A 25,518-nucleotide genomic window follows, 5' to 3' on the forward strand; every position below is an offset into this window, starting at 1 on the left:
AAGTTGGTATCGGTCAACCGTCAACGAGCACGCGCTCGCCGGGTCGCGGCGCCACGGCCACCAGACCGCCATCGAGTTCGAGCCGTTCGATCAGCGCGGTGGAGGCTTCTGGTTCACCGTGGTTGACGTACACGATGTCGGGAGCGGGCGCAGCTGTTCGTGCCCACGTGACCAACTCATCCTGATCGGCGTGAGCCGAGAGTTCGACCGAGACGACTGTGGCTCGCACGAGTCGGTGGCGGCCGAGCAGCTTGATGCTGCGAGCGCCCTGGCGGAGCAGATCGCCTCGGGTTCCTGGCGCTTGGAAGCCCACGAGCATGACGGCGTTGCGATCGTCACCCATCCTCTGGGCAAGGTGGTGGAGGATGCGGCCACCGGTGGCCATCCCCGACGCCGAGATGATGATCATCGGCCCGGGTCGAGCACTGATCTCCTTGGACTGCTCGACGCTGCGTGACTCCCGGAGCTGGAGCGACGAGAAGAGTTGCTTCCCGTGATACTCGGGGCGAATCTCCGGTGATCCATCGCGCGCTTCGCTTCGGTAGACGTCGAGCGTGCTGAGTGCCATCGGGCTGTCGACGAAGGTGGGGAGGACCGGAATCCGGCCGGCGGCGACGAGCTGATCAAGGTGCCACAGGATGACCTCGGTGCGGTCGACTGCGAACGCCGGGACGACCACGACGCCTCCGCGGCGTGCGGACTCATTCACGGTGTCAGCGATGACTTCGGCGGGGTCGGCGTGAGCGCGTCTCCGGTCACCGTAGGTCGATTCGGTGATGAGTACGTCGGTCGCTTCGAGTGGGCTCGGAGCGACCAGCAGCGGGTGGTTCGAGCGTCCGAGATCCCCACTGAAGATCACGTGGCGACCCGTCGGTCGACCTGCATCCGTCGACGACAGTTGAATGTCGATCGACGCTGCGCCCAGGATGTGGCCCGCTCGACGCCACGTGGCGGTGACTCCGTCGAGGACCTGCAGTGGCTGGTCGAAGTCGACGGGAACGATCAGGTCGAGGCTGTTGTAGGCCTGTTCCTCGGTGTACAGGGGCAGTGCCGGGTCGTGCTTGGAATAGCCCTTTCGATTTGCGTAGGCCGCCTCCTCTTCGTGCAGATGGCCGCTGTCGGGCAGCACGATCGCTGCGAGCTTGCTCGTCCCGTGCGTGCAGTAGACGGGTCCGCTGAAGCCGCCGGCAGCGAGGCGGGGAAGGTAGCCACAGTGGTCGATGTGCGCGTGGGTCAGCACCACCACATCGATGGATGCCGGGTCGACCGGGAAGTCGTCCCAGTTCTGCAGCCGGAGTTGTTTGCGGCCCTGGAACAGTCCGCAATCGACCAGCAATCGGCCCCCTGGCGTGTCGAGCAGCGTCTTGCTCCCGGTCACCGTTCCAGCCCCGCCGACGAACGTCAGCGCCGAACCGGTGGTGGACCCAGACCGTGTGGTCACGCCGGCACCTGGCTTTGCTCGTGCGTGTCATCCTTGATACTGCCGAGTGCGTACATCTCCTCGATCAGATCGCTGTGCCGATCGCGCACGACCTGTCGCTTCACCTTCATCGGCGGCGTCAGCTCACCGTTCTCGATCGTCAACTGTTCGGTGAGCAGACGCCAGTACTTGATCTGTTCGGCTGGTGCGTGGTGAGCGTTCACCCGCCGCACGGACGCAGCGATCTCGGCGCTCAGGCCCTCGTCGTGCACGAGGTCGGCCAACTCACCGAAGGTGCCGTGGCGTCGCGCCCATTCCGAGACGGCGTCGCCGTCGAGAGCGATGAGCGCCGTGAGGAACCGCTGCCCCTCTCCCACCACAACCGCCTGGCCGATCAGGGCTTCCATCGACAGGGCAGCTTCGATCTCGGACGGCGCGATGTTCTTGCCCGCCGCGTTGACGATGAGGTCCTTCTTGCGACCCGTGATCCAGATGTAGCCATCGTCGTCGATGTACCCCAGGTCGCCGCTGTGGAGCCAGCGCTCGGCGTCGATGAGCTCGTCGGTTGCCTCCGGGAGTTCGTGGTAGCCGACGCACACGCTGCCGCCACGGAAGAGGAGTTCGCCGTCGTCGGCGGCTTTCGCCTCGAGTCCCGGGATGGGGAGCCCAACGGACCCGATCCGGATGGCGCCCGGTGGGTTGACGGTCGCCGGGCCGCAGTCCTCGGTCTGGCCGTACACCTCTGCGATGGGGAGCCCGACCCCGGCGAACCAGCGGACGAGGTCGGGGTGGATCGGCGCAGCCGCCGAGACCAGGAGTCGGGCTCGATCGAGCCCCACCCTGCGGCGAATCACCTTGCCGAGCGTCTGGTCGATCGAGAATCGCGTGCCCGCCGTTGCCAGACCGGCGATCGACCACCAGGGCAGACCTGGGTCGAGTTCGAGCTTTGCCACTCGATCGACCAGCCCGGACAGGTGAACCGGGGTGGAGTCGAGTTCCTCGACAATCGAGTCGTGGAGCTTCTGCCACACTCTCGGCACCGCCATGAAGATCGTCGGTCGGCAGGCGCGAAGATCCTCTGGCACCGATGCCAGGCTCCGTGCGAACCAGGTCTGGCCGCCGGCCGCGAGCATGCCGAAGTGGCTCGTGATGCGTTCGGCGATATGGCTGAGTGGAAGGTACGAGAGCATCCGGTCGTCGGAACGAAGTCCCACCATCTCGGTCACCGCATCGATCGTCCAGGTGATGTTCGCATGACTCAACATCGCCCCCTTGGGCGGACCCGTCGTCCCGCTCGTGTACACGAGCGTCGCGACGTCTTCGGACCGGATCTGCCTCGCACGTTCGGCCACGACGTCCACGTCGCCCGCTGCACGGATCTGCTCCAGGGTCTCGATCCGCCCAGGCCGGTCGAGCCCGCTCGTCGAGTCCAAGACCACGATGCGCACCGACTGCGGGAAGTCGTCTGCGTGCAGCAGGATCTTCGCGGCCTGCTCGCCGTCCGACGCGAAGCACACCTCGGCCCCGGAGTTCTCGATCACGTAGGCGACCTGGGATGACGAACTCATGGGGTAGATCGGGACCGACACGGCACCACACATCAAGATCGCGAGATCGGCGACGTGCCACAGCGGCGAATTCGACCCGAGTAGCACCACCCGGTCGCCCCGGGAGACTCCGAGACCGATCAACCCCGCTGCGGTCTGCGACACCGCAGCGCCGTACTCGGCCCACGTGGTGTCGATCCAGCGCCCGCCGTCCTGATGGCGCATCGCCGAGCGTCGGGGACCTTTCTCCACGCGGTCGAGGAAGCGGTGAACGATGCTGTCGAACGGCTGATGATCCGTCGTCGTGGAGTCAGTCATGATCCGATGGTCGTGAGTTGTCGGCGTGTGCGACAGAGGCCTTGGTCCCGCCGGCGATTCGTCACGCCGAGCCGAAGCGCTCCGTGTCGCGAGCTCGATGCGTTTCCTTGGCGTCTCCGACGAGCCTGATCATTTCGTCCCGCACGACGTTGAGTGCGACATCGAGGTCCGTCTCGGACGACGTGGCCACCAACGACGGGAGACCGGCGATCCGCGCCTCGACGGTGAGGTGCTGACTCGGGGTGTCCCGGTCTTTGAGGTACAGGTGGAGACGGACGTCGTCGGGTTCGAAGCTGCGCAGTCGAGCGTCGAGTCCGTTCCAGTGGTTCGCGATCGAGTCGATCTCGTCGTTCGTCATCGGTCCATGGACGCGCAGACACGTCTGGACACTGGCTGTGGGGTCGGTCACGTGAGCTCCTTGGGGACGCCACCCGGGTTCGGGTGTTGTGTCCGGCTTCATCGAATCGCAGGAACGAGACTCACGACAGGGCACAAGGACCCGATCGAATCGCACATCAGCGGTCGCCTTCGACGCGTCGAGACAACGTTCGATCAGAGCGACAGATACTGATGCCGACACAACTCCACTGCACCGATCGAGGCGAGCGCCATCTCATGCTGTGACTGACCACCTCGGCCGCCGGCGGCAGCGCGAGACCCGTGCGAGCAGGCCTCGAACTCGACCTCGGAGCCTCGAATCTCGGTCTCCGTCTGGCAATGCGAGAGCGGAGATGACAGCCGAGTCCGACGCGGCCACGAGGCGATCCGAGTGCCTTGCACCGGCGCAGCTTCGTTTCGCCGAGCGTCGTCCGATGGTGGTCCGACGGGCAGCACGAGCTGAACGGTTCAGTCCGATGTGGTGATCGGGATCGTGTTCGCCGAAGCTGGCTCGGCATCGACGGGCACCCTGACCTCGAGGATGCCTTTCGTGTACGTCGCGGTGATCTCGTCGCGTCGTGCTCCGACGGGAAGCCGGCGGGAACGGTGGAACGAGCCGTAGCGGAACTCGCTGCGGCGGGTGCCGTTGGTCGTCTCGTCGGACCTGTCTTCACGTTTGCCGGCAATCGAGATGTCGTCATCGACGATCGTGATCGTCACGTCCGACTCAGGATCGAGGCCGGGTAGTTCACCCCGCACGATGAGCGTGCCGTCGTCGTCGACGGACTCCTCCATCCGGAATCCCGCCTCGGCCAACGAGATGTCCAGGAAGCTCTCTGGCCATCGCTGGACGAGGAGGTGTGGCCAGCGGTCGAACCAGTCGCCCAGGAGGAGCTGCGGGAGGGATTCGACAGTGGCTGCCTCCGAACTGGTGGAGGATTCGATGGCGGTCGAACCGGCGGCGTGTTTGTTGCGACGCTTCGACGGCGTCTTTGACTTCTTGGACATGATGTCTCCTTTGGAGGTTGACGGAACTTCATCTCGATCTCGCGTGCATTCGAGCGACGGCAAGTCGGTCGAAACGGATCTCATCGAGACCGTCGGCCGTGTTTCCATGCAGTGCTCGATGGGAGACCTGCGTGCGTGAGTTCCGCCTCCGCCGTCGACACCGTCACGTCTGGACGATCTCATGTCGCTCGTTGTGTGGCGCCGGAACGATCACGGTCGTCAGCTCCGCACGGTGCAGTACCTCGGTGGCGGTCGATCCGAGCAACGCAGCTCGCAACCCGCGAGTTCCGCGTTCGCCCACCACGATGGCGTCGGTTCCTTCGGCGGCAGTCAGCAAAGCCTCGGCTGCATGCCCGCCGACGAAGTGGCGCTCGAACGCGACGTCCGTCGACGTCGATTCGATCTCATCGATGACGGAGCCGAATCGGATTTGCGCTGCGTCGAAGCCGTCCGCTTGGGCGTGGAGATCGCTGTTCTCGTCCCACGACGCCGGCTGCCAGACGCCCACGACGCGAATCGCGGCACCAGGCGGCACGAACTCAGCGGCCCATCGCAATGCTGCGCATGCGCCAGCGGAACCGTCCATCCCCACCACGACACGCCGCACGGCGCTGTCGGTGACACCCGATTCGGGAACGATCGCCACGGGAACCCGAGCATGGGTCGCGCACTGGTGACTCACCGACCCGACGATGAGTCGACCGAACCCACCGAGACCTCGCGTGCCGAGCACGAGAAGATCCGCGTCAGCGGAGGCGTCGAGCAACACACGTGCGGCGACGCCGTACTCGACGGCGGTCGTCAGTTGGATGCCGAGCTCGGCGAAGTGCGCGGCGAGCCGTTCGGGATCGGGGTGTGCCATCGCTGGTTCGAAACCCACGTCCGGGATCGGCATGGTTGCAGCACTGACGAGCGTCGGGTAGTGCCAAGCCTGCACGACGTGGACCGCACTCGAGCGTCCCGGTGCATTCGCGAGGCACCAGTCGATCGCTCGTTCGGCACCCTTCGAGCCGTCACATCCCACGACCCATCTCGTTGCGTCGTCGCTCATGACCTCAGCGTCGTCACGATCGGCTTCGAACACCAGAGTCCAAAGACTCCTCGGCGTCACCCGAGTCGTCGGTGAAGCCTGCGATCAGCACGGTCCGGCGATCCAAACAGAACCTCGGGCAGATCAGGACCTCGGCCTCTACTCAGACCAATCGTCCGACCAGCACGGTGAAGCCATGAACGACGAACAGGCGCCGTGGCACATCACGGTGATCGGGGACGCCCGAGATGCAGGGCCCGATCGGCTCGGAGTGAAGGGCTGGTACCTCGAACAACTCGAGGCAGGCGACTTTCCCACGCCGCCAGGGTTCGTGATCGAAGCCGACGCATACCGCGAGGCCATCCGGCTCGGCCGTATCGACCACCGACTCGCACAGATCTGGGAAGCCGCCCGGCACTCGTCGCCGAGCGACCTGCCGTTGCTGGCGCGCAAGGCACGACATCTCATCGCTGGCATCGAGTTCAGTGCCGGCTTCCAAGACAGCGTCCAGGCACACCTCGACTTGCTCGCGTCGAGGCGGTCTGTCGCCGATGCGGACGACGAACTTCGCGTGGCGGTGCGCTCGTCGGCGACGCCCGGAGCGGTGTCCGGACCTGAATGCGCCGGCGTTCACTCGACCTATCTCTCGATCGCAGGACTCGATCGTGTCCTCGCGCGCGTCCACAGCTGTTGGGCGTCGTTGTTCGGGGAGCGGGCGTTGGCGATGCGCGGACACGGCCTGGGCGACGGCGATCCGTCGATGGCCGTCGTCGTCCAGACGATGATCGATGCCGACAAATCGGGATTCATCACCCCGACGGGCTCTCCCGACGAGGTGCTCGTGGAAGCGACGTTCGGATTCGGCGAGCCGATCATGTCCGGCGCCGTCGAACCCGACCGGTACGTCGTCGACCGCACGCGTCATGTCGCGTCGAGTGTGACCATCGGCCGCAAGCGGATCGTGCTCCACCGAGGACCCGATACGGCCGTACATCGGTTCGCCGAGCCCGATCGCGTACGAGAGCGCGTGGTCGACGATGCCGAACTCGCCGTGCTGAGCACCCTCAGCGCGGCCATCGACGAGCACCTCGGGGCCTTGCACGAGGTCGAATGGTCGACCGACCGGACCGGTGTGCATGCGATCCAAGCTCGACCCTTCACTCCCACTCATCATGTGGACGCTCCCTTGATCGACGCGTGCGTCAACGGAATCGGCATCGGGCTCGGTTGGGCGACCGGCCGCGTTCGGGTGATCGATCGGTACGAAGAACTCGACGAACTCCGCGACGGCGAGATCCTGGTCACCGCCGAGACGACACCTGAGTGGCGTCCCCACATCCGGCGTGCCGCCGCCGTGATCACCGACGAAGGCGACACGAGATGTCACGCCGCACGGGTCGCAGTCGAGGAGGGCCTCCCGGCAATCGTCGGTACGAAGGATGCCACCACCGAGCTCGAATCGGGCCAGTACGTGACGGTCGATGCCAGCCGCGGCTGGGTCTTCCCGTCCGTCACGTTCGCGACCTCGACCTGAGGTCGGAGTCGTGGTTGCCCCGCCGGGCCCGCTCCCGACTCGAGGTGCCGGAGTACCAGTCGCCCTCCCGCATTACTCCGTGTCGGCGCTGCTGTTCGGCACCGTCGGTGTCGCCGGCAGGAGCCGCCGGCATGGCCGAACCGGCCATGACTGCGTCGCGCGAGACCGACGACGTCGTGGTCCGAGGCGAGGGATCGGAGGACCCGTCGCGTCGCCGCGTCGATCTGGACGAAGGATCTTCGCCCCCCAGCACCACGGGACACTCACGGCGTCAGCACCGAATCGATCCATGCACGGATGCGGTCCGCGGGCAGTGCGCCGACCTGGCGACCGACCTCCTCCCCGGCGTGGAACAACACCATCGTCGGGATCCCCTGCACGCCGAGTCGGGCCGAGATGGTCGGCTCCTCGTCGACGTTCACCTTGACCACCCGAAGCGAGCCCACCCGATCAGCAGCCAGGCGTTCCAAGATCGGGGCGATCGAGCGGCACGGTCCGCACCACGGGGCCCAGAGATCGACGAGCACCGGAATGCTCGACTGGTCGAGCATGGCGGAGAACTGCCGCGCATCGGCGTCGACGAGCCACGGGAGGTGGGTCGAGCACTTGCCACACCGTGGTCGGCCGCTCGCCACCACCGGCAGTCGGTTGCGCGCGCCGCACGCAGGGCATGCGATCAGAGCATCGGTCACGATCACCCCGGGACGGTCGAGCCGGCGACCCGATCGAGAGCGGCGCTGACCAGGCGTCGGGCGTCCTCGGCGATCGGAGCCATCCCGTCCGCGCCGGTCACGTCGGCCATCAGACCCGGATCCATCGCCTCGACGATCACGTCGTCACCCTTCTGGCGCACGACGACGTTGCACGGAAGCAACACGCCGATCTGAGGAACGACATCGAGTGCTCGGCTCGCCAGCTGCGGATTGCACATGCCGACGATCACGTAGGGCTCCATCTCGCGGTCGGCCTTCGCCTTCAACGTGGCCTGCATGTCGATCTCGGTGAGCGCGCCGAAACCCTCGGCCGCAAATGCTGCCTTGACGGCGTCGAGCACTTCACCGAACGGACGGGAGGCCACCAGAGCCTCTTCGAAGATCATGATCGTGTCCGCTCAGGGGGCGACGTGTCGTCGGACGGAACGGGATGCTTCGCGGTACGTCACGGAGATCGCCTCGACGAGCCGGTGGCCCGCCTCTCGCAGATCCTCCCGCACTGCGTCGTCCTCGGCGGCGTTCTCGGCGGCGTCGACTGCGACGTCGATCTTCTGGGCAAGACGCTCGAACGCGCCACCCCCGTCATCGTCCTCGTCGGCGCCCTCCTGTTCGAGATGGAGCTTCAACTTCAGGCCGATGGACTCGAGTTCGTCACCGACCTCGAGCCACGCACTCTTCACCGGGTTGTGTGTCATGAGTCCAGCAGACCGCGATGACACGCCATCGAACAGAGCACAAGGTCACCATGCGGATCTGCCGGTCACCCCGATGGCGACCTGGTCGTGCCCGAACACGGTGACCCAACATTCCGCTCACCGCAGGTCGTTGGACCCTGGGGCCGGACCGATCGCAGCGCGACCATCGGAGGTGTGCCGCTGAGGATCGACGCCGTCGAGCATGGTCCGGTCGGGCTCACGACAACGGAGGCCGTGCGTCGCCTCCGGGAACTCGGGCCGAACACACTCCCCACACCCGAGGGCGTCCCCATCTGGAAGAGAATCGCCGAACAGTTCGTGCAGTTCTTCGCGCTGATGCTCTGGTTCGCCGGAGGGCTTGCCATCGTCGGTGGGCTTCCGCAACTCGGCATCGCGATCTTCGTCGTGATCCTTCTCAACGGTTGGTTCGCCTTCGCCCAGGAGTATCGAGCCGAACGGGCCGCAAACAGGCTGCGTGACCTGCTCCCGCGAAACGTGACCGTGATCCGTGACGGCAGGCCAACGGTCATCGACGCGAGCGAACTCGTTCCCGGCGACCTCGTCGCGCTCGGCGAAGGTGACCGGATCAGTGCGGATCTGGCCTGCATCGAGAGCCACGCGCTGTCGATCGACACCTCGACCATGACCGGCGAGAGCGTCCCCGATCGCGTCGCAGCCGGCGACTCGCTTCGCGCCGGAACCTTCGTGACCGAAGGCGACGGGCTCGCCGCTGTGACGGCGACCGGAGGAGACACCGAACTCGCTCGCATCGCAGTGCTCACCCAGGTCATACGACGCCCGGACACGCCGCTCACGCGAGAACTCCATCGACTCGTCCGGACCATTGCGATCATCGCGATCGCAACCGGTACGGCGTTCTTCCTGCTGACGTTCCTGCTCGACACGCCAGCGTCGGACGGTTTCGTCTTCGCCATCGGCATCACAGTTGCGCTCGTCCCCGAAGGACTACTTCCCACCGTCACCTTGTCCCTCGCCATCGGGGCACAGCGGATGGCCGATCGGAACGCGTTGGTTCGCCGACTCGAGTCGGTCGAGACCCTTGGTTCGACGACGTTCATCTGCACCGACAAGACGGGGACGCTCACACAGAACCGGATGCGCGTCATCGAGGTCTGGACACCTGCCGGCATCGTGCATCTCGGCGGCGACGGATACGACCCGACCGGCACGATCGCCGCCGACCCTCCAAGCGTCGCGCGACTGGTGCCCACGGTCGCTCTCGCTGCGCGTGCATGCTCGACGGGCCGTGCGGTCAGGATTGACGATCGATGGGTCGCACAAGGCGACCCCATGGAGGCAGCAATCGATGCACTCGCTCGATGGACGGCAGGGGACGACGCCATCGCCGAGCACGTGGACTCGATCCTCGGTCGATTTCCGTTCGATCCGCGTCGACGATGCGCCTCCGTGTTCACCCAGGATCGAGTCGTCGTGAAGGGAGCTCCCGACGCTGTTCTGGCGCAGTGCGGTGTCGAGGTGGCAGGCGCAACCCGCGCAACTGAAGAGATGTCGTCGCGGGGTTTGCGCGTGCTCGCCGTCGCCACTCGACCTCATCACGGTGAAGCACTTCGAACGTCGGACGAAGCCGAGGTCGGGCTCATGCTGCTCGGCTTGCTCGGTTTCCAAGACCCTCCTCGTACCGAAGCACGTCAGGCGATTGCGGAGTGCCGCAAGGCCGGCATCCGCGTCGCGATGATCAGCGGTGACCATCCACTGACCGCACGATCGATCGCCGACATCGTCGGACTGCGCACGACGGACGCACCAGTACTCGTCGGAGCAGACTTGCCCGCCGACGAGCAGCTGCTCGGAGCGCTCGTCGACCGCGACGGCGTCGTGATCGCTCGAGTCGCTCCGGAGGACAAGCTCCGCGTCGCCAGGGCGTTGCGCGCCCGTGGCCACGTCGTTGCGATGACCGGTGACGGCGTCAACGACGGACCAGCCCTGCGAGAAGCCGACATCGGTATCGCGATGGGAGCGAGCGGCAGCGATGTGGCCCGCGAAGCGGCCGATCTCGTGTTGCTCGACGACAATTTCGCCACGATCGTCGCAGCGGTCGAACAAGGCAGAGCGACCTTCGCGAACGCCCGGCGGTTCCTGACGTATCACCTCACCAGTAACGTCGCCGAACTCACGCCGTTCGCGATCTGGGCACTCTCGGGTGGACGCTTCCCGCTCGCGCTCGGGGTCCTGCAGGTACTCGCGCTCGACATCGGTACCGACACGCTGTCGGCCACAGCACTCGGTGCCGAAGCACCGACGTCTCAGCTCATGAAGCAGCCTCCGACTTCGGGTCGGCTGCTCGACCGCACGGTTGCTTCCAGGGCGTTCGGGGTCCTCGGGCCGACGGAGGCAGCCTTCGGCATCGCCGCCTTCCTCGCTGGAATGCTCGCAGCGGGCTGGCGTCTCGGGGACGACTTCCCGACCGGAACCGCACTCGCAGCGGCCTCCGGGGGTGCCTTCATGGCCGTCGTGGTCGCGCAGACCGCGAACGCATTCGCATGCCGCAACACCAGTCGTCCCGCCTGGGAGCTCGGGTGGACAACGAACAGGTTCCTCCTCGTCGCCGCATCTCTCGAATTGTCGTTCGCCATCGCGTTCATCGCCATTCCACCGTGCGCACGGCTGATCGAACAGGCAGCACCGCCGACTCTGTCCTGGATCGTGATCGTGGCCGGGGCACCATCGATGCTCGCAGTCGATGCGTTGTGGAAGCGACTGCGCCGCGCATCCGACGAAGATCGCTCGAGTGCCTGACTCGGAAGGTTCCGGACGGTGGGGACGGGAACTGCCCGGTCGGTCGACGTCAGCCTGAGCCCAAGCCGATCTCGTTGCTGGACGCGGTCATGTCAGCAGCACCGAGGCGTGGCCACCGTTCGGTTGAGCGTCGAAGTCGTTCGCTGCCGGATCGTTGATGACCTTGTACCCGTCGAGGACGAACTGATACGCGAAGTGGCGTCGCAATGGCAGACCCACCCGCGCTCGGTGTGCTCCATCGGCCCCGAGATCCATCGCAAGCGGTGTCCAGCCGATGAAGTCTGCGACCAGCTCCGCGTGGCGCGCCAGACCAGGCGGCACGACGAAGGTGACGAACGCATCCGACTCACCACGTTCGACGGTGGTCGTACTTGCCTCCGACTCGCAACGTCCGACCCCTGGTTCCCGGGTCCCGGCCCGTCCGACCGACTTCTCACATCCGATGGTGCTGGCCGTGTTGGTGATCACGCTTGCGATCACACCATCGGTGCCCCGGGATCTCCAGAGCCGAAGGTCACACCGTCCGGTCAGCGATGCATCAGCGCCAGCCCGCCGGGACGCAGGCGCTCACGTCGTGTGGTGATGGTGCCGACGGTGCAGCGAGCTGATCAGCTCGAGGCGTGCGATGTCGATCGCTGCAGCGGCGCTGCGGTCGTCAACCGTTGCCTCGATGGCGGCGATGTCCGCAGCAATGTCGCGGAGGTGGAAGACGTCGTCGATCCAACGTGAGAAGTCGCCACGCAGCGCATGATGACGTACCACGTCGCGTTCGCAACGCGAGAGCTCGACCTCCAACTCGTGGAGGTTGTGGGCGACCGCACCGGTCGGAGCACCTTGATCGCTGCGCATCCAGAAGCCGCGGTGCGGTGGGGTGCCGTCGACGTCGTACTTGTGTTCATGGCGGAAGTGGTTGGTGTGTCGAGCAGCCAGTCGTGCGGTCGGCGGCGGGTGCGGCTGGTTTCGAACCGCCACGACGACACTCCCGGTGGGCCCGGTGAGTTGCTCAGCGATGTCTCGCCGCGCGTATCCCGAGACGGCGGCGACGAGATCGACGGTGCTCGGATCCGGATCCGCAGCAGTGAGCGCCAGCACGATGTCGGTGCCAGCGATCAGCGGTGCGGCAAGCTCGTCGGGTCGCCACGTGACGAGGCAGTACCCGGATGCGGAGAGGTCGATCGTGCCCAGCGTCGCGCTCGACGGCGTGATCGTCCGGTGAGCTTCGTCGATGAAGACCCAATGCGGACGTCCGTGGGTTCGCCGAGCCGCCTCGATGGCCGCTGGAAGACCACCCAGATAGCGGAACCTCTCGGCGTGATCGAAGGCCGAGAGGTCGACGACGACGCACGCATCACTGCGCTTGAGCATCGCAACCACCGTGTCGGGTGCCGGCGGCGGTCCGTCGTCACCGACGACGGTCGCGGATCGCAACGTGTCGAGTCCGATGTGATCGCCCTCCGGGTCGATGACCATGACCGAGTAGCCGAGCTCGATGAGCTGTTCAGCGATGAGGCCGGCGAGGTACGACTTCCCGTCGCCGCTGCCGCCGCTGATGATGATGTTCGCAGGGTGCGCAGGAATCGAGACCACGGCACCGTGCGCATCGCAACCGAGGTCGAGCTGCGGGCGCCGCCGTCGATGCCAGACGAGAGCGTCGGTCGTCAGGTCGTCGAGTAGTTCGACGATTCCGGCGCCGTTCGCCGTCTCGAGTACGACGTCTGCGTCGCTGAGCAGTGAGCCGACAGCGTTTGCCACGGCGACACCGAGTTCTGCTGCGGCCAGCAACGAGTGGTCGTTCTCGGCGTCACCGACGGCGACGCAGTCGTGATGAGAGATGCCGAGTTCACCGAGTGCGACCCTGAGCCCGACACCCTTGTTGACGCCGGAGGGAACGATCATCAGTTCGGCTCGGTTCCGGGTGAGTTGGCATTCCAATCCCAGGGCGGCGATGACATCGACGATCGCGTGCTCGTCGGCGACCGAGCAGGCGATGATGACCCTTCCCCGACGGTGCTTGATCGCTTTCGAGGCCAGCTGATCGGCGAGCCGCGGGTCGACCGGCGCAAGCGGCGTGACGTCCCGATCGCCGATCCTCACGTGGGCACCGTTCTCCACGACGAGTGCGTCGAAGTGATCTCCCACGTCGGGGAAGTCGGCGACGAGTTCGTCGAGGATGCGACCGGTGGCCAACACGACGGCGAGGCCACACCGCCGGGCGTGTGCGAGCGCCGCCAGGACGGCGGCGCTGGGGCGCGTGGTGGTTGTCAGCGTCCCGTCGTAGTCGAACGCGACGAGCCGTGGTCGTCCACAGCGGGGCGCGCTGGTCGGCACTGCGTCCGCGAGGTCTGGTGCCGGAGGAGGGACCGCGCTCATCAGGAATCACTCACCAAACGATCGTTCGTCGCCAGACCGTGCGCTGCACAGGGCCGAACGACCCACCTTCCGGCGGAGAACGTGGAGATCGGGGAGAGGTCCAACGACCCTGTTGCGCCGAAGGCACCGACGCGACGCTGGATCGGTGACCCGACGCACTCGCTTCTTTCGTCGGCGCTCGCTCACCGACAGCTCCCGTGGGAACATTCCAACGCTGCTCATCGGCCTCGAGACGATGCTCTCCGTCGCAGCCGCCGGCGGGGCGGTCGCCATGTTGGCGGGCACGACGCCGCTCGGCGAAGCAACCGACGACCTCCCGTTCCGTTCTCCAGTGCTCGCAGGTGTCGCACTCGCGGCGATCAATGGCATCGTTCCTCTCACGGCGGTCGTCGGCACGCTTCGCCGTGCGTGGTGGGCACCGTTTGCGCACCTCGCAGTGAGCGCCGCACTGGTTGGTTGGATTGCGCTGCAAGTGGCGGTCATCGGATTGACCAGTTGGCTCCAGCCGATTCTGCTCGCATACGGGATCCTCGTGGGGCTCCTTGCCGTCGACCTGGACTGGTGACCGTGAAGCGGACGTGCTGCGTCGTCGGCTCGCCGACGGGCCGTGAGCTCGTGTCGATCCGGCGGGCCCTTCGGCCCTGTGCGTTCCGACGACGTAGCCGGATGATGGGCATCGAAGCGGTCGCGTCAGTGAGCGGTCGCCCACACCGAGGAGTCGTCCACATGAGAGCCGCAGTCGTCCACGAGTTCGGAGCACCACTCGCGATCGAGGACATCGAGAAGCCCGAACCCGGACCCGGCGAGGTCGTCGTGAAGATCGAGACCTCCGGGCTCTGTCACACGGATGTCCATGCCGCGTGCGGTGACTGGCCGGTGAAGCCGGGACTCCCGTTCGTTCCGGGCCACGAGGGTGTCGGGCTGGTCGAGCGCGTGGGAGCCGGGGTGTCCCGCCTCAGCGAAGGCGATCGGGTCGCAGTGCCGTGGCTCGGTTGGGCATGCGGAGCTTGCGAGGCATGCGCATCGGGTTGGGAGTCACTGTGCCCACATGCGAAGTACACCGGATACACCGTCAACGGAGGATTCGCTGACTACACGGTCGCCGACGCATCCTTCGCCGGCCTGGTGCCCGGCACCGTGGACCCGCTCGACGCGGCACCACTGACGTGCGCCGGCGTCACGACCTACAAGGCGGTCAAGGTCTCAGGTGCCGGGCCGTCAGACCTCGTCGCTGTCGTGGGAATCGGAGGCCTCGGCCATCTCGCCGTGCAGTACGCCAAGATCGCCGGTGCGACGGTGGTGGCGATCGACGTCGTCGACAGCAAGCTGGAGATGGCCCGACAGCTCGGTGCCGCACACACGATCAACGCGAGCACGCAGGATCCGATCGCCGAATTGCAAGCGCTCGGTGGCGCCGACGCTGCCATCGTCCTGGCAGCGACGCCACAAGCTGCGGAGCAGGCCCTGGCCGGCCTCCGCAGAAACGGTCAACTCGTCCTCGTCGGCCTGCCGAAGGACAACACGATGAAGCTCCCGATCTTCGAGACGGTGCTGATGGGCAAGAAGATCGTCGGCTCGCTCGTGGGAACCCGCGTCGACCTCGCCGAGACCTTCGAACTGCATGCCGACGGTCGCACCAAGATCGTCCGCGAGTCACGACAGCTCGAACAGGTGAACGAGTCGATGGATGAGGTGCTGTCGGGCACGGTCGACGCGCGACTCGTGTTCGACCTGCGGTGAAATCGGGGGACGTGGGAACCCGTCGGCATGATCGGGTCCTTCGCCTCTTTTCCCGTCGCAGCGCTCGCTGGAGGATTGCGAAGTCACCAACGATCCAGAAGAGGAGAAATTCATGAGTGCCACCACGCTTCCCGCCATCAACCCGCCCTACTCGCGAACAGCGGTCGGTGCACACGTGCTCGGTGTCCTCGCCGAACCCGAAGCGCAACTGGTCGAGGTCACCGACGCACTGGTCGGAGATGGGGTCCGCCTCGCCGACATCAGCGTCTTCGGTCGGTGGGCGGCCCTGCGCTCCTTCAACGCGCGCGTCGACCCGACCTACCGACCTCAAGCGTCGAGAATCGTCCATCTGTTCGACGTCACCGACCATGAGCTGGGGCGCTACAAACGGGCTCTGACGGCCAACGAAGCCGTCATCAGCGTGCGGGTCGACACCTTCGAGCGACACCGGGTGTCTCGACTGCTCAGGGCACACGGGGTGAGCGATATCGCGTTCTACAGTCGGCGTCACCATCGACTTCCTCTGGAGGATTTCGGGACCAGAGGCAACATGGCGCAGCCGCGCCTCGGGAGGTGGTGACGTCATCGAGTCCGGTCGCGCGGACCTCGTCCTCGGCGAACTGGGCCGGAACCAGCACGATCTCCAAGAGGTGGAGCTGCTGCTTCCCGGACACTTCCGTGCCGCTCATCGCGCGCATCGCTCCCGGTACCGGGTGGGGCCCGCGTCGAGGTCACCTCCGCCTCGTTGACCCTCGTGGTTCGCGACGACGGGCGAGGAGTCGATCCGACCCGCCCTCGTGGCAATGGTCTGAAGAACCTTGCGGAGCGTGCGGCGCGTCTCGGTGGCGACCTGTCGCTCCCGCAGCGCGGCACGGACGGATGCGAGCTGGTCTGGACGATTCCCGGTGAGGGGAAGCGACCGGTCGTCGTGGGTGTCACGGGTTCCCGCCGATCTCGGGACCTCAGGCCGTGCTCGATGCGCCGCCACCCTGCGATGATCGAGGTCCGGGCACACTTGGGAGAGGGATCGGCATGAAGGCACGACGCACTGGATCGTCGACGAGTGCCACACCACGAGAACTGTCAGCCCGACCGGCGAGTGTTCACCCGGACGGGTGGTTCGGGTGAGTACACTCGCCGCCGTGGTAGAGATGTCTGATGGCAGGTCCGCTCGGCGCGAACGCAATCGCGACGCAGTGCTCGATGCGCTCGTCGCTCTGACCACCGAAGGCGCCCACGATCCGTCGATCGACGACATCGCCGACCGCGCCGGTGTGTCGTACCGCTCCGTCTACCGGTACTTCAAGGATCGTACCGAGATGATGGATGCGGCCACCGATCGCGCTCTCGCCTGGATGCAGCCGCTGCTGCTCAACGCCTCGGGTCCGGTGGCGCCGAGCGACCCGCTCGATCACCGGATCGATTCGATCGTCGACGCTCGAGTCGAGGTGTACTTCCAGATCGCCGACAAGGTCCGAGTCGCCAAGGTCCAGGCCTTCTCCAACCGCAAGATCGACGAGCACTTCCGCAATGCCCGCCGCCTGTCGCGTGGCCAGATCCACGACCGGTTCCACGCCGAACTGAAGCTGTTCACGCCCCCGGAGTGCGAACTGCGGATCTCCGCGATCGATCAAGTGCTGAGCTACACCGCGATCGACTACATCGTCCACGAACGCAACCACAGCCGTGAAGAACTCGAGCGCTACCTCCGCGGCGCCATCCGCGCCGCGTTGACGGTGCCCGAGATCTCGGACTGACGGGTCGGGCCGCACAAGCGGTCGCGGGTCAGAAGCCCGAACCTGCGACCTCGCGCTCGCCCGCCTCGATGGCGACGACGATGCGCTCGGCCACGACGGCGGGGTCGAGTCCCTCGGGCATCTTCGGCGCCGAGCCCGCCAGCGGCCGGGTGGCCAGTCCGGTCTCGGTGTGGGGAGGCCGCACGTCGGTGACCGCGATCTTCCTGCGTCGCCACTCCTTGCCCAGTGCGAGCAGCGCCGCCGACGCAGCGGCCTTGGATGCCGAGTAGGCCGCCATGCCGGGCATCGGCGTCTCGGCGACGACGCCGGAGATGTTGACGAAGAATCCGGCGGTGTCGGTGAGCGCCTGCTCGACCCGGGCCGCAAGCCACATCGGACCCATCGCGTTCGTCAGGAAGAGTTCCTCCACGACGACGTCGTCGTGCGAGCCGATGTCACCGAACGCCACGATTCCCGCCGCGACGATCACCCCGTCGAGTCGCCCGTGGTGTTCCATCGCGTGGGAGACGACCGACTCTCCGCTGCGACTGTCACGCAGGTCGACCGTGACGTCGACGTCCCGGCTGCGACCGGCGCGCACGACGGTGGCGCCGCGTGCGCGGAGTGCGTCGACGATCGGTGCGCCGAGCCCTCCGGTGGCCCCCACCACCGCCACGATCGCTCCGTTCAGATCTCGGGTCGTTGCCATCGTGCGATCCTGTCGCGCTCGGCGGCCGACCGACTCACGGAGCTCGGGTCGAGCGGATGGAAGCCCGCCAGGGGAGGGGGCGGTTCAGTCGGTGAACGGCGCGACCAGCGTGGTGGTGGTCGTGGTCGACGACGTGGTGGTCGGCGACGTGGTCGCCGGGCCCGATGTCGTCGTGGTCGTCGTGATGTCGGGTGCCGTGGTGGCGGGAGCGACGGTCGTGGAGGTCTCGGGCACGGTGGTGGTCGGAGGGATGGTCGTGGTGGTCGTCGTGGTCGCGGACGGATCGGCGTAGTCGAACGACGGCAACGACTCGCGCTCGCTCACGTTCTCGGGCTCGTCGACGCCGTTCCACACGTAGATCCGGTCACCGATCGACATCGTGTCCTGGAAGTAGTCCGAGATGTGCATCGGCAGGCGCACGCAACCGTGCGACGCCGGTTCGAGCGGAACCTCGAGTGCACCGTGGACGGCGATTCCGTAGTTGAAGTACACCGGGTTCCACATGCCGCCGAGCGGGCTGACGCGCTTGCCCTGCACCTCGCGCTTGTAGGTGAACACGCCACCGGGAGTCTTGGCGAGCGCGCACACGGCCTTGGTGACCGGTTCTTCGAGTTCACGGCCCTGGGCGTCGGTGTCGTACGTGGCGGTCTCGCAGTACTCCGCGGGGTTCCCGTCCTCGTCGAGTTCGCCGCTCGAGATGTGCGAGATGACGACCGGCACATCCTTCTGGAACACGATCAGGACCTGCTCGGGAAGGTACACCTCGGTGTGGTCGGCCTGGCCGTTGGTGGATCGGCGCGGCTTGATCTGCACGTCGCCCATCAGCCGTGCCCACGCCGCCTGGTCGATGCGGCCGGTCGCTTCGGCGCGCGGCGTGCCGAGCACCAGCTTCTCGAATGCCCACACCGACTGGGTGGTCATGAGGCCGAAGATGCCGTCGGCGGGTCCCGGGTCGAAGCCGAGCGACGTGAGGCGCTCCTGGAGTTGCTGGACCTCGGCACCCTGCATCCCCTGGGACAGCGTCTGGCTGAGCGGCGGGATGGCGGGCGCCGGTGCGGTGGTGACCGGAGGTGTCGTCGAGGTGGTGGTGACGGTGGATGCGGGAACCGACACGTCGACGGTCTGCGACGGTGGCGTTGCGGGCGCCGACTGTTCCTCGCCGCCGGTTGCGCCGACCACTCCGACTCCCACGATGACGGCCACCAGCGCGGTGGCGGCGATGATCGGTGCGCGGTTGACCGCGCCGACGTCACCGGGTGCGGTGGCGCGCCGCGGCGGGCGAGAGGGGTGGCGTGAGGCAACGATGCCAACCATGTTATTCAGTGCGGTCGGGTTGCGGGCGGCGGGTTCTGTGACGTCCGTGGTCGACGTCGCACCGCCCTCGCAGCGTCCGGTTCAGGCCGCGACGACGGGGTCGGTCCAGTCCGCCCAGTCGGGTCCGAGGGCCCGGCGGATCCTGCTGGACGCGGCGTCTCGTCGGTTGCGGATCGTGCGCACGGTCACCTCGCACTGACGTGCCGCCTGCGACGGTGATCCGGCGACGACGATGCTGCGCATCAACTCCAGGTCGGCGGCAGGTACCCCTGCGAGTCGGGCCGCCCGCAGCGTCCCGGCGAGCGCCTCGAGTGGTGCCGCCTCGCGCGCCGGTGCGGCATACGCCGTCAGCACGTTCGCCGGCACGGGCACCTCCTGTTCGACCTTGCGGCGAGCGCTGCGTCGGAAGCCGATCCAGAGCGAGTCGGAGATCAGCGACGGAGCCACGTGACGTGATCTCGTGTGGACGTCGAAGGTGCGGATCGCGAGCCAGGCGGCCCCGATGGACACGTCGCAGGCGTCGCCGCCGTGAGCGTGTCCGTCCCATCGGCGTGACCGGCTGATCAGTCCGGGCAGGATCCGTTGGAGCACGATTCGTCCGGCGAGTTCGTCGTCGATGGCGAGTGTGATCAGGCTCCGCAGGATCTCGTCGCCCGAACCGTTCCGACCGGCCGCCCGAGACGTTGCCCGGACCAACTCGTCCAGGTCGCGGATGTCGGACACGATCGGCGCGAGCGCGGGGTCGTTCGACCAGGATCGAACACGACGCAGGGTCTGTGGACGACGCCGAAGTCGAGCCCACTCCCGGTCGAGTGCCACGAGGAGGGGAGTGCAGTGGCGCGGTCGTGCGGTCGGTGCGACGGTGCTGGAGGTGCTGGTGGCCGTGGTGCTGGAGGTGGTGGTGGACGTGGTGGTGGGAGCGTCGGGGGTGATGTCGTTGGTCATGGCGCCACCGTGCGCTTCGTCCCTCACCGCACGACTCACCGCCGTGGTGGCCCGCTTCCGGATCGCCGGCGGGTGACGCCTCACAGGCGACTCGGTGACTCACAGCCCCAGCTCAGGGATGGTTTCCGTCGACTCCGGATCGGTTGGGAGAGCGGGGGCGTTCCGAGCGCACACGAGTCGACCCGAACGCGGGCGCCTCGGTCACCGAGTGTCGGCGTGCGTCACAGCGCCGGGGGATCCGGCCGGTTCCGGGATCCGCGTTCCCGTTCCGGATCCGGACGACCCCCTGATGGGTGTGGCACACACATCGCTTCCCCCGCTCGATCTCGTCGGTCCCGACGGCGATCGGATCATCCTGCGCTCGCTCGGTCGCGACGACACGGTGGGCGCGCTGGCCGCACTCCTGGGTGCCGACACCCTGTCGACGACCGGCAGGACCCTGGAGGGATCGGAGCGACTCGTCGAGATCGACGGGCTCCGGATCGGAGCACGACTCGGAGCCGGTGTCGGCGCGGCGTCGGCGATCGCCGGTCCGCTGACATCGGACCGGTCGGATCGGGATTCACCCGTGGTCGTCGAGGTCGCCGTCGTGTCGGGTCCGGCGGCGTCGAACTGGATTCCGCTCCCGGCCGGACGGCACCTCGTCGGGCGGGCGGGCCACGCTCGACTGCGCCTCGACGATCCCGCCGTGGAGTTGCATCACGCGCTGTTGATCGTCGGAGACGGGGTGGACCCCGACGAGGGGCGCGACCGGGCAGCCGATCCGATCGACACCGAGCACGGTGATGCCGCCGGTGTGCGCTCCAGGGTCGAGATCGTGCAGCTGAGTGGCTCGGTACCGATCCGGATCGACGGTCGGGTGCTCGAATCCGGTGCGCGCATCGACGTGGGCGACCGCATCACGATCGGGTCGAGCACCATGCAGTTCAGGCGCCCGGGTGGGCCGGGGTCTCGCGATGTGCGCGGGCCGGTCATGAACGCACTCCGACCGGGCGGAACCATCGCCGCACATCCGTCGGACCCCTGGCGACGGATCGTGCGGCGCGCACCGTTCCAGGAGCCGGAATGGGCACCAGCGTCCGTCGTCGCCCCGACGCCGCCGAAGGAGCCGGCGCGTCCCGCACTGACCGGGCTGATCGGTGTTGCGGTGACCGGGATGGGTGCGGTCGTGATCGCACAGGTGATGGGGAACCCGATGTTCATGCTGTTCGCTGCGATGGGCGTGTTCGCGTCGCTCACGACGTTCGCGGTGGGCACGATCACGGCCCGGCGCGCGAGGTCCAGGTCGCGCGCCGCGCATGCCGAGGCGGTCGAGGTCTTCCGGAGCGACGTCGAGCGACTCCACCGGGCACGGATCGCGCACCACGCCGCGACCCACCGATCGATCGTCGCGACACACGACGAGGCACTCGGCGGTGGAACGCGGATCTGGCAGCGACGGATCGAGACAGGCGACGCCGTGTTGCGCGCCGTGGTCGGGACCGGCACGGCGCGGTGGCGGCCGGACGTGGACGTGCGCGATCGGGCGACACTCGAACCCGCTCTGCTCCAACGTGTGGAGGCGAGTGCACGCCTGGTCGGCGTCGACGCTCCCGTCAGCATCCGCTCCGGCGATGCCGTCGCGCTGCACGGATCCAGTGCACTCGCACACTCGATCGCTCGCGCGGTGATCGCCCAGTTGGCCACGTGGGTCGGCCCGGCTGACTGGCAGTTGGTCGTGGTGTCGAGCGATGCGCGTGCGTGGCGGTGGGTCGACTGGCTGCCGCACGGCGCGCTGGACGGTGCCGCGATGATCGACGTCGACGGTGCGCGTGTCGAGGGTCTGGGCGACGCACTCGACGCCGTCGACCCGACCCGCACGACACTGCTCGTCACCGACGAGCCGCGCCTGTTCACCGCACGCACGGGGGCGTTGCGTCGATTCCTCGGCGCCTCCGGCGCTGCCGCGATCGTCGTCGTCGACACCGAGGCGACCGTGCCGGCCATGTGTCAGCGGGTGCTCACGGTGGGGTCGACGGGGTCGGCGACGTGGACGGGGGACGTGCCCGACGAGGACGACGCGGTGGCGATCGAATTCGCCGGCATCTCGCTCGACACCGCGGACGAGATCGCCCGCAGCCTGGCCTGCCTCGTCGACCCGGAGGACGACGGCGGGTCGGGTGGAGGTGTGCCGGGCACCGTGTCGTTCGGTGAGTTGCTCGCGATGTCGGACGCGTCGCCCGAGGCGATCGCCCGGCGGTGGCGCGACGGCGGGCCGGACCCGGCACCTGCCGCACCGCTCGGCTGGTCGGTCGACGGTCGTGTCGACATCGACCTCGTGCGCGACGGGCCGCACGGGCTCATCGCCGGCACGACGGGTGCCGGCAAGAGCGAACTGCTCCGCACCCTCGTCCTGAGCCTGGCGGCATGCGTCGGTCCGCAACACCTGAACTTCGTGCTCGTCGACTACAAGGGTGGCTCGACGTTCGACGCCTGTACCGCGCTCCCGCACACCGTCGGATTGGTGACCGACCTCGACGACGGTCTCGCCGAACGAGCCCTCGTGAGCCTCGATGCCGAACTGCATCGGCGCGAGCGGATGCTGCGCAGCGTGGGTGCAGCCGACCTCACCGACTACCGGGCCCGCCGCGACGGGTCCGGCGCGCCGCTCGACCCGATCGCCCGACTCGTCGTCGTGATCGACGAATTCGCCGCGCTGGCCAAGGAACTGCCCGACTTCCTGAGCGCCCTCGTCGGGATCGCCCAGCGCGGTCGCAGCCTCGGGGTGCACCTCCTGCTCGCGACACAGCGTCCGGCGGGCGTGGTCAACGACGACATCCGCGCCAACACGAACCTGCGCCTGGCCCTGCGCCTCCACGACCGACCCGATGCGATGGACGTGGTCGGCGACGAACTCCCCTCGAAGTTCCCGCGCGGGGTGCCGGGTCGGGCGGCGCTGCGACTCGGACCCGACGAACTGGTCGTGTTCCAGGCCGCCCGCTGCACGGGCCCGTCCGTGGGTGGGGACACCTGCGGCATGATCGTCGAGCGCCCGGCGTCACCATCGCAGGGCGCTCGGCGACATCGGAGTTGGTCGGGTCAGTCCTTCGATCGGGAGTGGAGTGAGTTGGAGGTGACGGCCGAGGCGATCGTGGCGGCTGCGGCGATCGACGGTGTCGACGCTCCGCACCGCCCCTGGGTCGAGCCGCTGCCGTTCCCTCTGCACTGGGCCGACGGTGTCGAACGCGATGGTGTCGACGCGACCGGTGCACGCGACCGGATGGAGGGCGGCGTGGAGGGAGGCGACGTGTCGTGGTCGGCGGCGATCGGGATGGTGGACGATCCCGGGCGCCAGCGTCGCGTCCCACTCGTGTGGAAGCCGGGCGACGGCAGTCTCGCCCTGATCGGCTCGATCGGTTCGGGCACCACGCGGACGATGATCTCCCTGGCTGCGGCGAGGTGCAGATCGACCGCACCCGACCGGCTGCACCTGTACGTCATCGACGCGCGCGGCGATGACGCTCTCGGCGCGTTGTCGTCGCTGGCGCACTGTGGCGGAGTCGTGCGGGTGGTGGAGGACGAGCGCCTGCATCGGTTGCTTCGGCGGGTCGTCGACCTGATCGACGAGCGGATGACGGCCGACACCGACGACGGGCCCGACGTCGTGGTGATGATCGACGGATACGCCTCGGTGCGCACGGCTCTCGGTGCCGTCGAACGCCAGGCGACCTTCGACCTGTTGCAGCGGGTCGTCAACGACGGCCCTGCGACTCGGGTCGAGGTCGTCATCGCCGACGATGCGACGAGTGCGATGACGATGGCGCCGGTCGCCAACCGCTGGTTCTTCCACCTCGACGACCCGAGTGCGGCGCGTGGCCTCGGGCTCCGGGCGACACCCGTCGCCGGCGGTCGACCCGGACGCTGCCGGATCCTGGCCTGCGGTCGCGAGGCGCAGGTCGCGCAGGGTGCGGCCGGCTTGGCGGCGCTCCCGGGCCACGGCGATGTCGACGGGGGGCCGGACCCGCTCGTGGTGCTCCCGGACCGGGTCGGTGCAGAGGCACTCGTCGCATCGCACCACGCGGCGCCCGGGCGCGGCGTGGTCGTCCTTCCCGTCGGGCTGTCGAGCGCCGAACTCGGTGTCGCGACGCTCGAGGTCGCCCCGGGCGACCACGTCCTGATCGTCGGTGCGCCACGCACCGGCGTGTCGACGGCGGTCACCCGATGTGCAGCGGCATGGGTGGCCGACGCCGAGCGGCGTGGACGACGCTTCGTCGTGATCCACGTCGATCGGCGGACTCCACTCGACTCCGACGCGATCAGCGATCCGGGAGCACGCATCTGCATCGTCGCCGACGACGCCCACCGCATCGACGACGCAGGCCCCCTCATGTCGATCGCCAAGGGCGATCACCCACACGTCACCATCATCGCCGGCGGCAGGGCCGATGCGATCCGCGGTGCCTACGGCCACTGGACCCGCGAGGTCGCAAAGGCGCGCTGCGGGATGGTGATGACATCGCGCAACGATCCCGACGGCGACGTCCTCGGGGTCCAGGTCCCACGCCGTGCGCTGATCCCCGCACGTGCGGGACTCGCCTGGCTGGTCGATGCCCATCCGCTGCGTCTGGCCCAGATCGCCATCGACGCGAACCACACCTTGTCGGACACCAGTTGACAACCACACGGCATCCACACGGTGTCCGACACCGTGTGGACGCCGAACGCAGAAATCGTGGAACCGATCGCGCACCTGGTGCGTGTGTGAGTGTGACCGCTGTGGTGGAGGATGCGTCGGTGAACACCGATCGGGAGGTTGCGTCTCCGCTGGACATCGACGCGTCCGGCTTCGACGGGTTCTTCCACGAGCATCATGGGTCGATCGTGCGTGCACTGGCTCTCGCGCTCGGTGACGAGCACCTCGCTCGCGACGCGGCTGCGGAGGGCTTTGCCCAGGCATTGCAGCGGTGGCGGCGAGTGGCGGGTTACGACAATCCGGCCGGCTGGGTCTACCGCGTCGGGTTGAACTGGGGACGCTCCCGGTGGCGCAAGACGCACCGCGAGATCTCCGAGCACGCATCCGATTCCGTCGAGCGACCCTTCGCCGCGTCCGAGCCCCGCGACCCACGGATCGCTTCGGCGTTGCACCGACTGTCCGTCGACCATCGTGTCGTCGTGGTGGCCCGCTTCTACCTCGACTGGTCCGAGCAGGAGATCGCCGCAGCGCTCGACATCCGACCCGGCACGGTCAAGAGCCGACTGAGTCGGGCCCTTCGACACCTCGCCGACGACCTCGGCGCCGACTGA

Annotated in this window: 21 protein-coding genes; 8 read left to right on the forward strand and 13 right to left on the reverse strand. The window is 67.6% G+C overall.

The genetic code is table 11. The annotated features are described in order from the left end of the window. Positions 1-13 precede the first annotated feature (13 nt). The 5 genes from ABJK40_RS10905 to ABJK40_RS10925 form a co-directional block, all read right to left on the reverse strand. A complete protein-coding gene (locus ABJK40_RS10905) occupies positions 14-1,441 on the reverse strand; it encodes an MBL fold metallo-hydrolase (protein WP_348481353.1) in 1,428 nt (475 codons plus the stop codon). Then, a complete protein-coding gene (locus ABJK40_RS10910) occupies positions 1,438-3,285 on the reverse strand; it encodes a long-chain fatty acid--CoA ligase (RefSeq protein ID WP_348481355.1) in 1,848 nt (615 codons plus the stop codon). Before ABJK40_RS10910 ends, ABJK40_RS10905 begins: the two co-directional genes overlap by 4 nt. A 61-nt stretch (positions 3,286-3,346) precedes the next feature. Beyond that, positions 3,347-3,643: a hypothetical protein gene (locus ABJK40_RS10915; protein WP_348510262.1), complete on the reverse strand. Its 297-nt coding sequence runs from the start codon at positions 3,641-3,643 to the stop codon at positions 3,347-3,349. Between the two features lie 488 nt (positions 3,644-4,131). Further along, on the reverse strand, positions 4,132-4,671 hold the full coding sequence (locus ABJK40_RS10920; RefSeq protein WP_348481358.1) for an Hsp20/alpha crystallin family protein: 540 nt from the start codon (positions 4,669-4,671) through the stop codon (positions 4,132-4,134). 163 nt (positions 4,672-4,834) lie between these two features. Next, positions 4,835-5,722: a universal stress protein gene (locus ABJK40_RS10925; protein ID WP_348481360.1), complete on the reverse strand. Its 888-nt coding sequence runs from the start codon at positions 5,720-5,722 to the stop codon at positions 4,835-4,837. A 175-nt stretch (positions 5,723-5,897) separates the two neighbouring features. On the opposite strand from ABJK40_RS10925, the gene ABJK40_RS10930 reads away from it, so the two are divergent. Then, positions 5,898-7,235 (forward strand): PEP/pyruvate-binding domain-containing protein, encoded by a 1,338-nt coding sequence (locus ABJK40_RS10930; protein ID WP_348481362.1) that lies wholly within the window; start codon positions 5,898-5,900, stop codon positions 7,233-7,235. A 263-nt stretch (positions 7,236-7,498) separates the two neighbouring features. Here ABJK40_RS10930 and trxA read toward each other — a convergent pair whose 3' ends face one another. The 3 genes from trxA to ABJK40_RS10945 are packed head-to-tail and all read right to left on the reverse strand — an operon-like array spanning position 7,499 to position 8,643. Beyond that, the gene (gene trxA / locus ABJK40_RS10935) at positions 7,499-7,933 is read right to left on the reverse strand and encodes a thioredoxin (RefSeq protein WP_348481363.1); all 435 of its coding nucleotides are present in this window, start codon (positions 7,931-7,933) and stop codon (positions 7,499-7,501) included. Continuing rightward, complete coding sequence (locus tag ABJK40_RS10940; RefSeq protein ID WP_348481365.1) at positions 7,930-8,334, reverse strand: DUF302 domain-containing protein; 405 nt, start codon at positions 8,332-8,334, stop codon at positions 7,930-7,932. The genes trxA and ABJK40_RS10940 overlap by 4 nt, the downstream gene beginning before the upstream one ends. Positions 8,335-8,346: 12 nt before the next feature. Then, positions 8,347-8,643 carry a hypothetical protein gene (locus ABJK40_RS10945; protein WP_348481367.1) on the reverse strand — a complete coding sequence of 99 codons (297 nt, stop codon included), beginning with the start codon at positions 8,641-8,643 and terminating at the stop codon, positions 8,347-8,349. 174 nt (positions 8,644-8,817) lie between these two features. Between ABJK40_RS10945 and ABJK40_RS10950 the strand changes: the two genes are divergently transcribed. Further along, entirely contained in the window at positions 8,818-11,421 is a 2,604-nt protein-coding gene (locus ABJK40_RS10950; RefSeq protein ID WP_348481368.1) for a cation-transporting P-type ATPase, read from the forward strand. Between the two features lie 87 nt (positions 11,422-11,508). On the opposite strand, the gene ABJK40_RS10955 is transcribed toward ABJK40_RS10950, so the two are convergent. Both ABJK40_RS10955 and ABJK40_RS10960 read right to left on the reverse strand, forming a co-directional pair. After that, positions 11,509-11,889 (reverse strand): hypothetical protein, encoded by a 381-nt coding sequence (locus tag ABJK40_RS10955; RefSeq protein ID WP_348481370.1) that lies wholly within the window; start codon positions 11,887-11,889, stop codon positions 11,509-11,511. A gap of 99 nt (positions 11,890-11,988) precedes the next feature. Beyond that, positions 11,989-13,791, reverse strand: coding sequence for an HAD hydrolase family protein (locus ABJK40_RS10960; protein WP_348481372.1), 1,803 nt, complete (start codon positions 13,789-13,791; stop codon positions 11,989-11,991). A gap of 145 nt (positions 13,792-13,936) precedes the next feature. Between ABJK40_RS10960 and ABJK40_RS10965 the strand changes: the two genes are divergently transcribed. From ABJK40_RS10965 to ABJK40_RS10980, 4 genes are all read left to right on the forward strand, one after another. Further along, positions 13,937-14,356, forward strand: a complete 420-nt coding sequence (locus ABJK40_RS10965; protein WP_348481374.1) for a hypothetical protein — start codon at positions 13,937-13,939, stop codon at positions 14,354-14,356. Between the two features lie 161 nt (positions 14,357-14,517). Beyond that, a complete protein-coding gene (locus ABJK40_RS10970) occupies positions 14,518-15,531 on the forward strand; it encodes a zinc-dependent alcohol dehydrogenase (protein WP_348481376.1) in 1,014 nt (337 codons plus the stop codon). Positions 15,532-15,643: 112 nt separating this feature from the next. Continuing rightward, positions 15,644-16,111 carry a hypothetical protein gene (locus tag ABJK40_RS10975; protein WP_348481378.1) on the forward strand — a complete coding sequence of 156 codons (468 nt, stop codon included), beginning with the start codon at positions 15,644-15,646 and terminating at the stop codon, positions 16,109-16,111. Positions 16,112-16,682: 571 nt separating this feature from the next. Beyond that, positions 16,683-17,288 (forward strand): TetR/AcrR family transcriptional regulator, encoded by a 606-nt coding sequence (locus tag ABJK40_RS10980; RefSeq protein ID WP_348481414.1) that lies wholly within the window; start codon positions 16,683-16,685, stop codon positions 17,286-17,288. A 28-nt stretch (positions 17,289-17,316) separates the two neighbouring features. Here the strand turns inward: ABJK40_RS10980 and ABJK40_RS10985 are convergent, their stop codons facing one another. The 3 genes from ABJK40_RS10985 to ABJK40_RS10995 all read right to left on the reverse strand — a co-directional run bounded on the left by ABJK40_RS10985 (position 17,317) and on the right by ABJK40_RS10995 (position 20,235). Next, positions 17,317-17,976 carry an SDR family NAD(P)-dependent oxidoreductase gene (locus tag ABJK40_RS10985; protein ID WP_348481380.1) on the reverse strand — a complete coding sequence of 220 codons (660 nt, stop codon included), beginning with the start codon at positions 17,974-17,976 and terminating at the stop codon, positions 17,317-17,319. An 84-nt stretch (positions 17,977-18,060) separates the two neighbouring features. Beyond that, the gene (locus ABJK40_RS10990) at positions 18,061-19,290 is read right to left on the reverse strand and encodes a L,D-transpeptidase family protein (RefSeq protein ID WP_348481382.1); all 1,230 of its coding nucleotides are present in this window, start codon (positions 19,288-19,290) and stop codon (positions 18,061-18,063) included. An 81-nt stretch (positions 19,291-19,371) separates the two neighbouring features. Beyond that, positions 19,372-20,235, reverse strand: coding sequence for a hypothetical protein (locus ABJK40_RS10995; protein ID WP_348481383.1), 864 nt, complete (start codon positions 20,233-20,235; stop codon positions 19,372-19,374). Positions 20,236-20,524: 289 nt separating this feature from the next. Between ABJK40_RS10995 and ABJK40_RS11000 the strand changes: the two genes are divergently transcribed. Together ABJK40_RS11000 and ABJK40_RS11005 are read left to right on the forward strand one after the other, a co-directional pair. Continuing rightward, positions 20,525-24,889 carry an FtsK/SpoIIIE domain-containing protein gene (locus ABJK40_RS11000; RefSeq protein ID WP_348481385.1) on the forward strand — a complete coding sequence of 1,455 codons (4,365 nt, stop codon included), beginning with the start codon at positions 20,525-20,527 and terminating at the stop codon, positions 24,887-24,889. Between the two features lie 119 nt (positions 24,890-25,008). Next, positions 25,009-25,518 (forward strand): sigma-70 family RNA polymerase sigma factor, encoded by a 510-nt coding sequence (locus tag ABJK40_RS11005; protein ID WP_348481387.1) that lies wholly within the window; start codon positions 25,009-25,011, stop codon positions 25,516-25,518.

This window comes from Ilumatobacter sp., from assembly GCF_039969435.1.
Classification (GTDB): domain Bacteria; phylum Actinomycetota; class Acidimicrobiia; order Acidimicrobiales; family Ilumatobacteraceae; genus Ilumatobacter_A.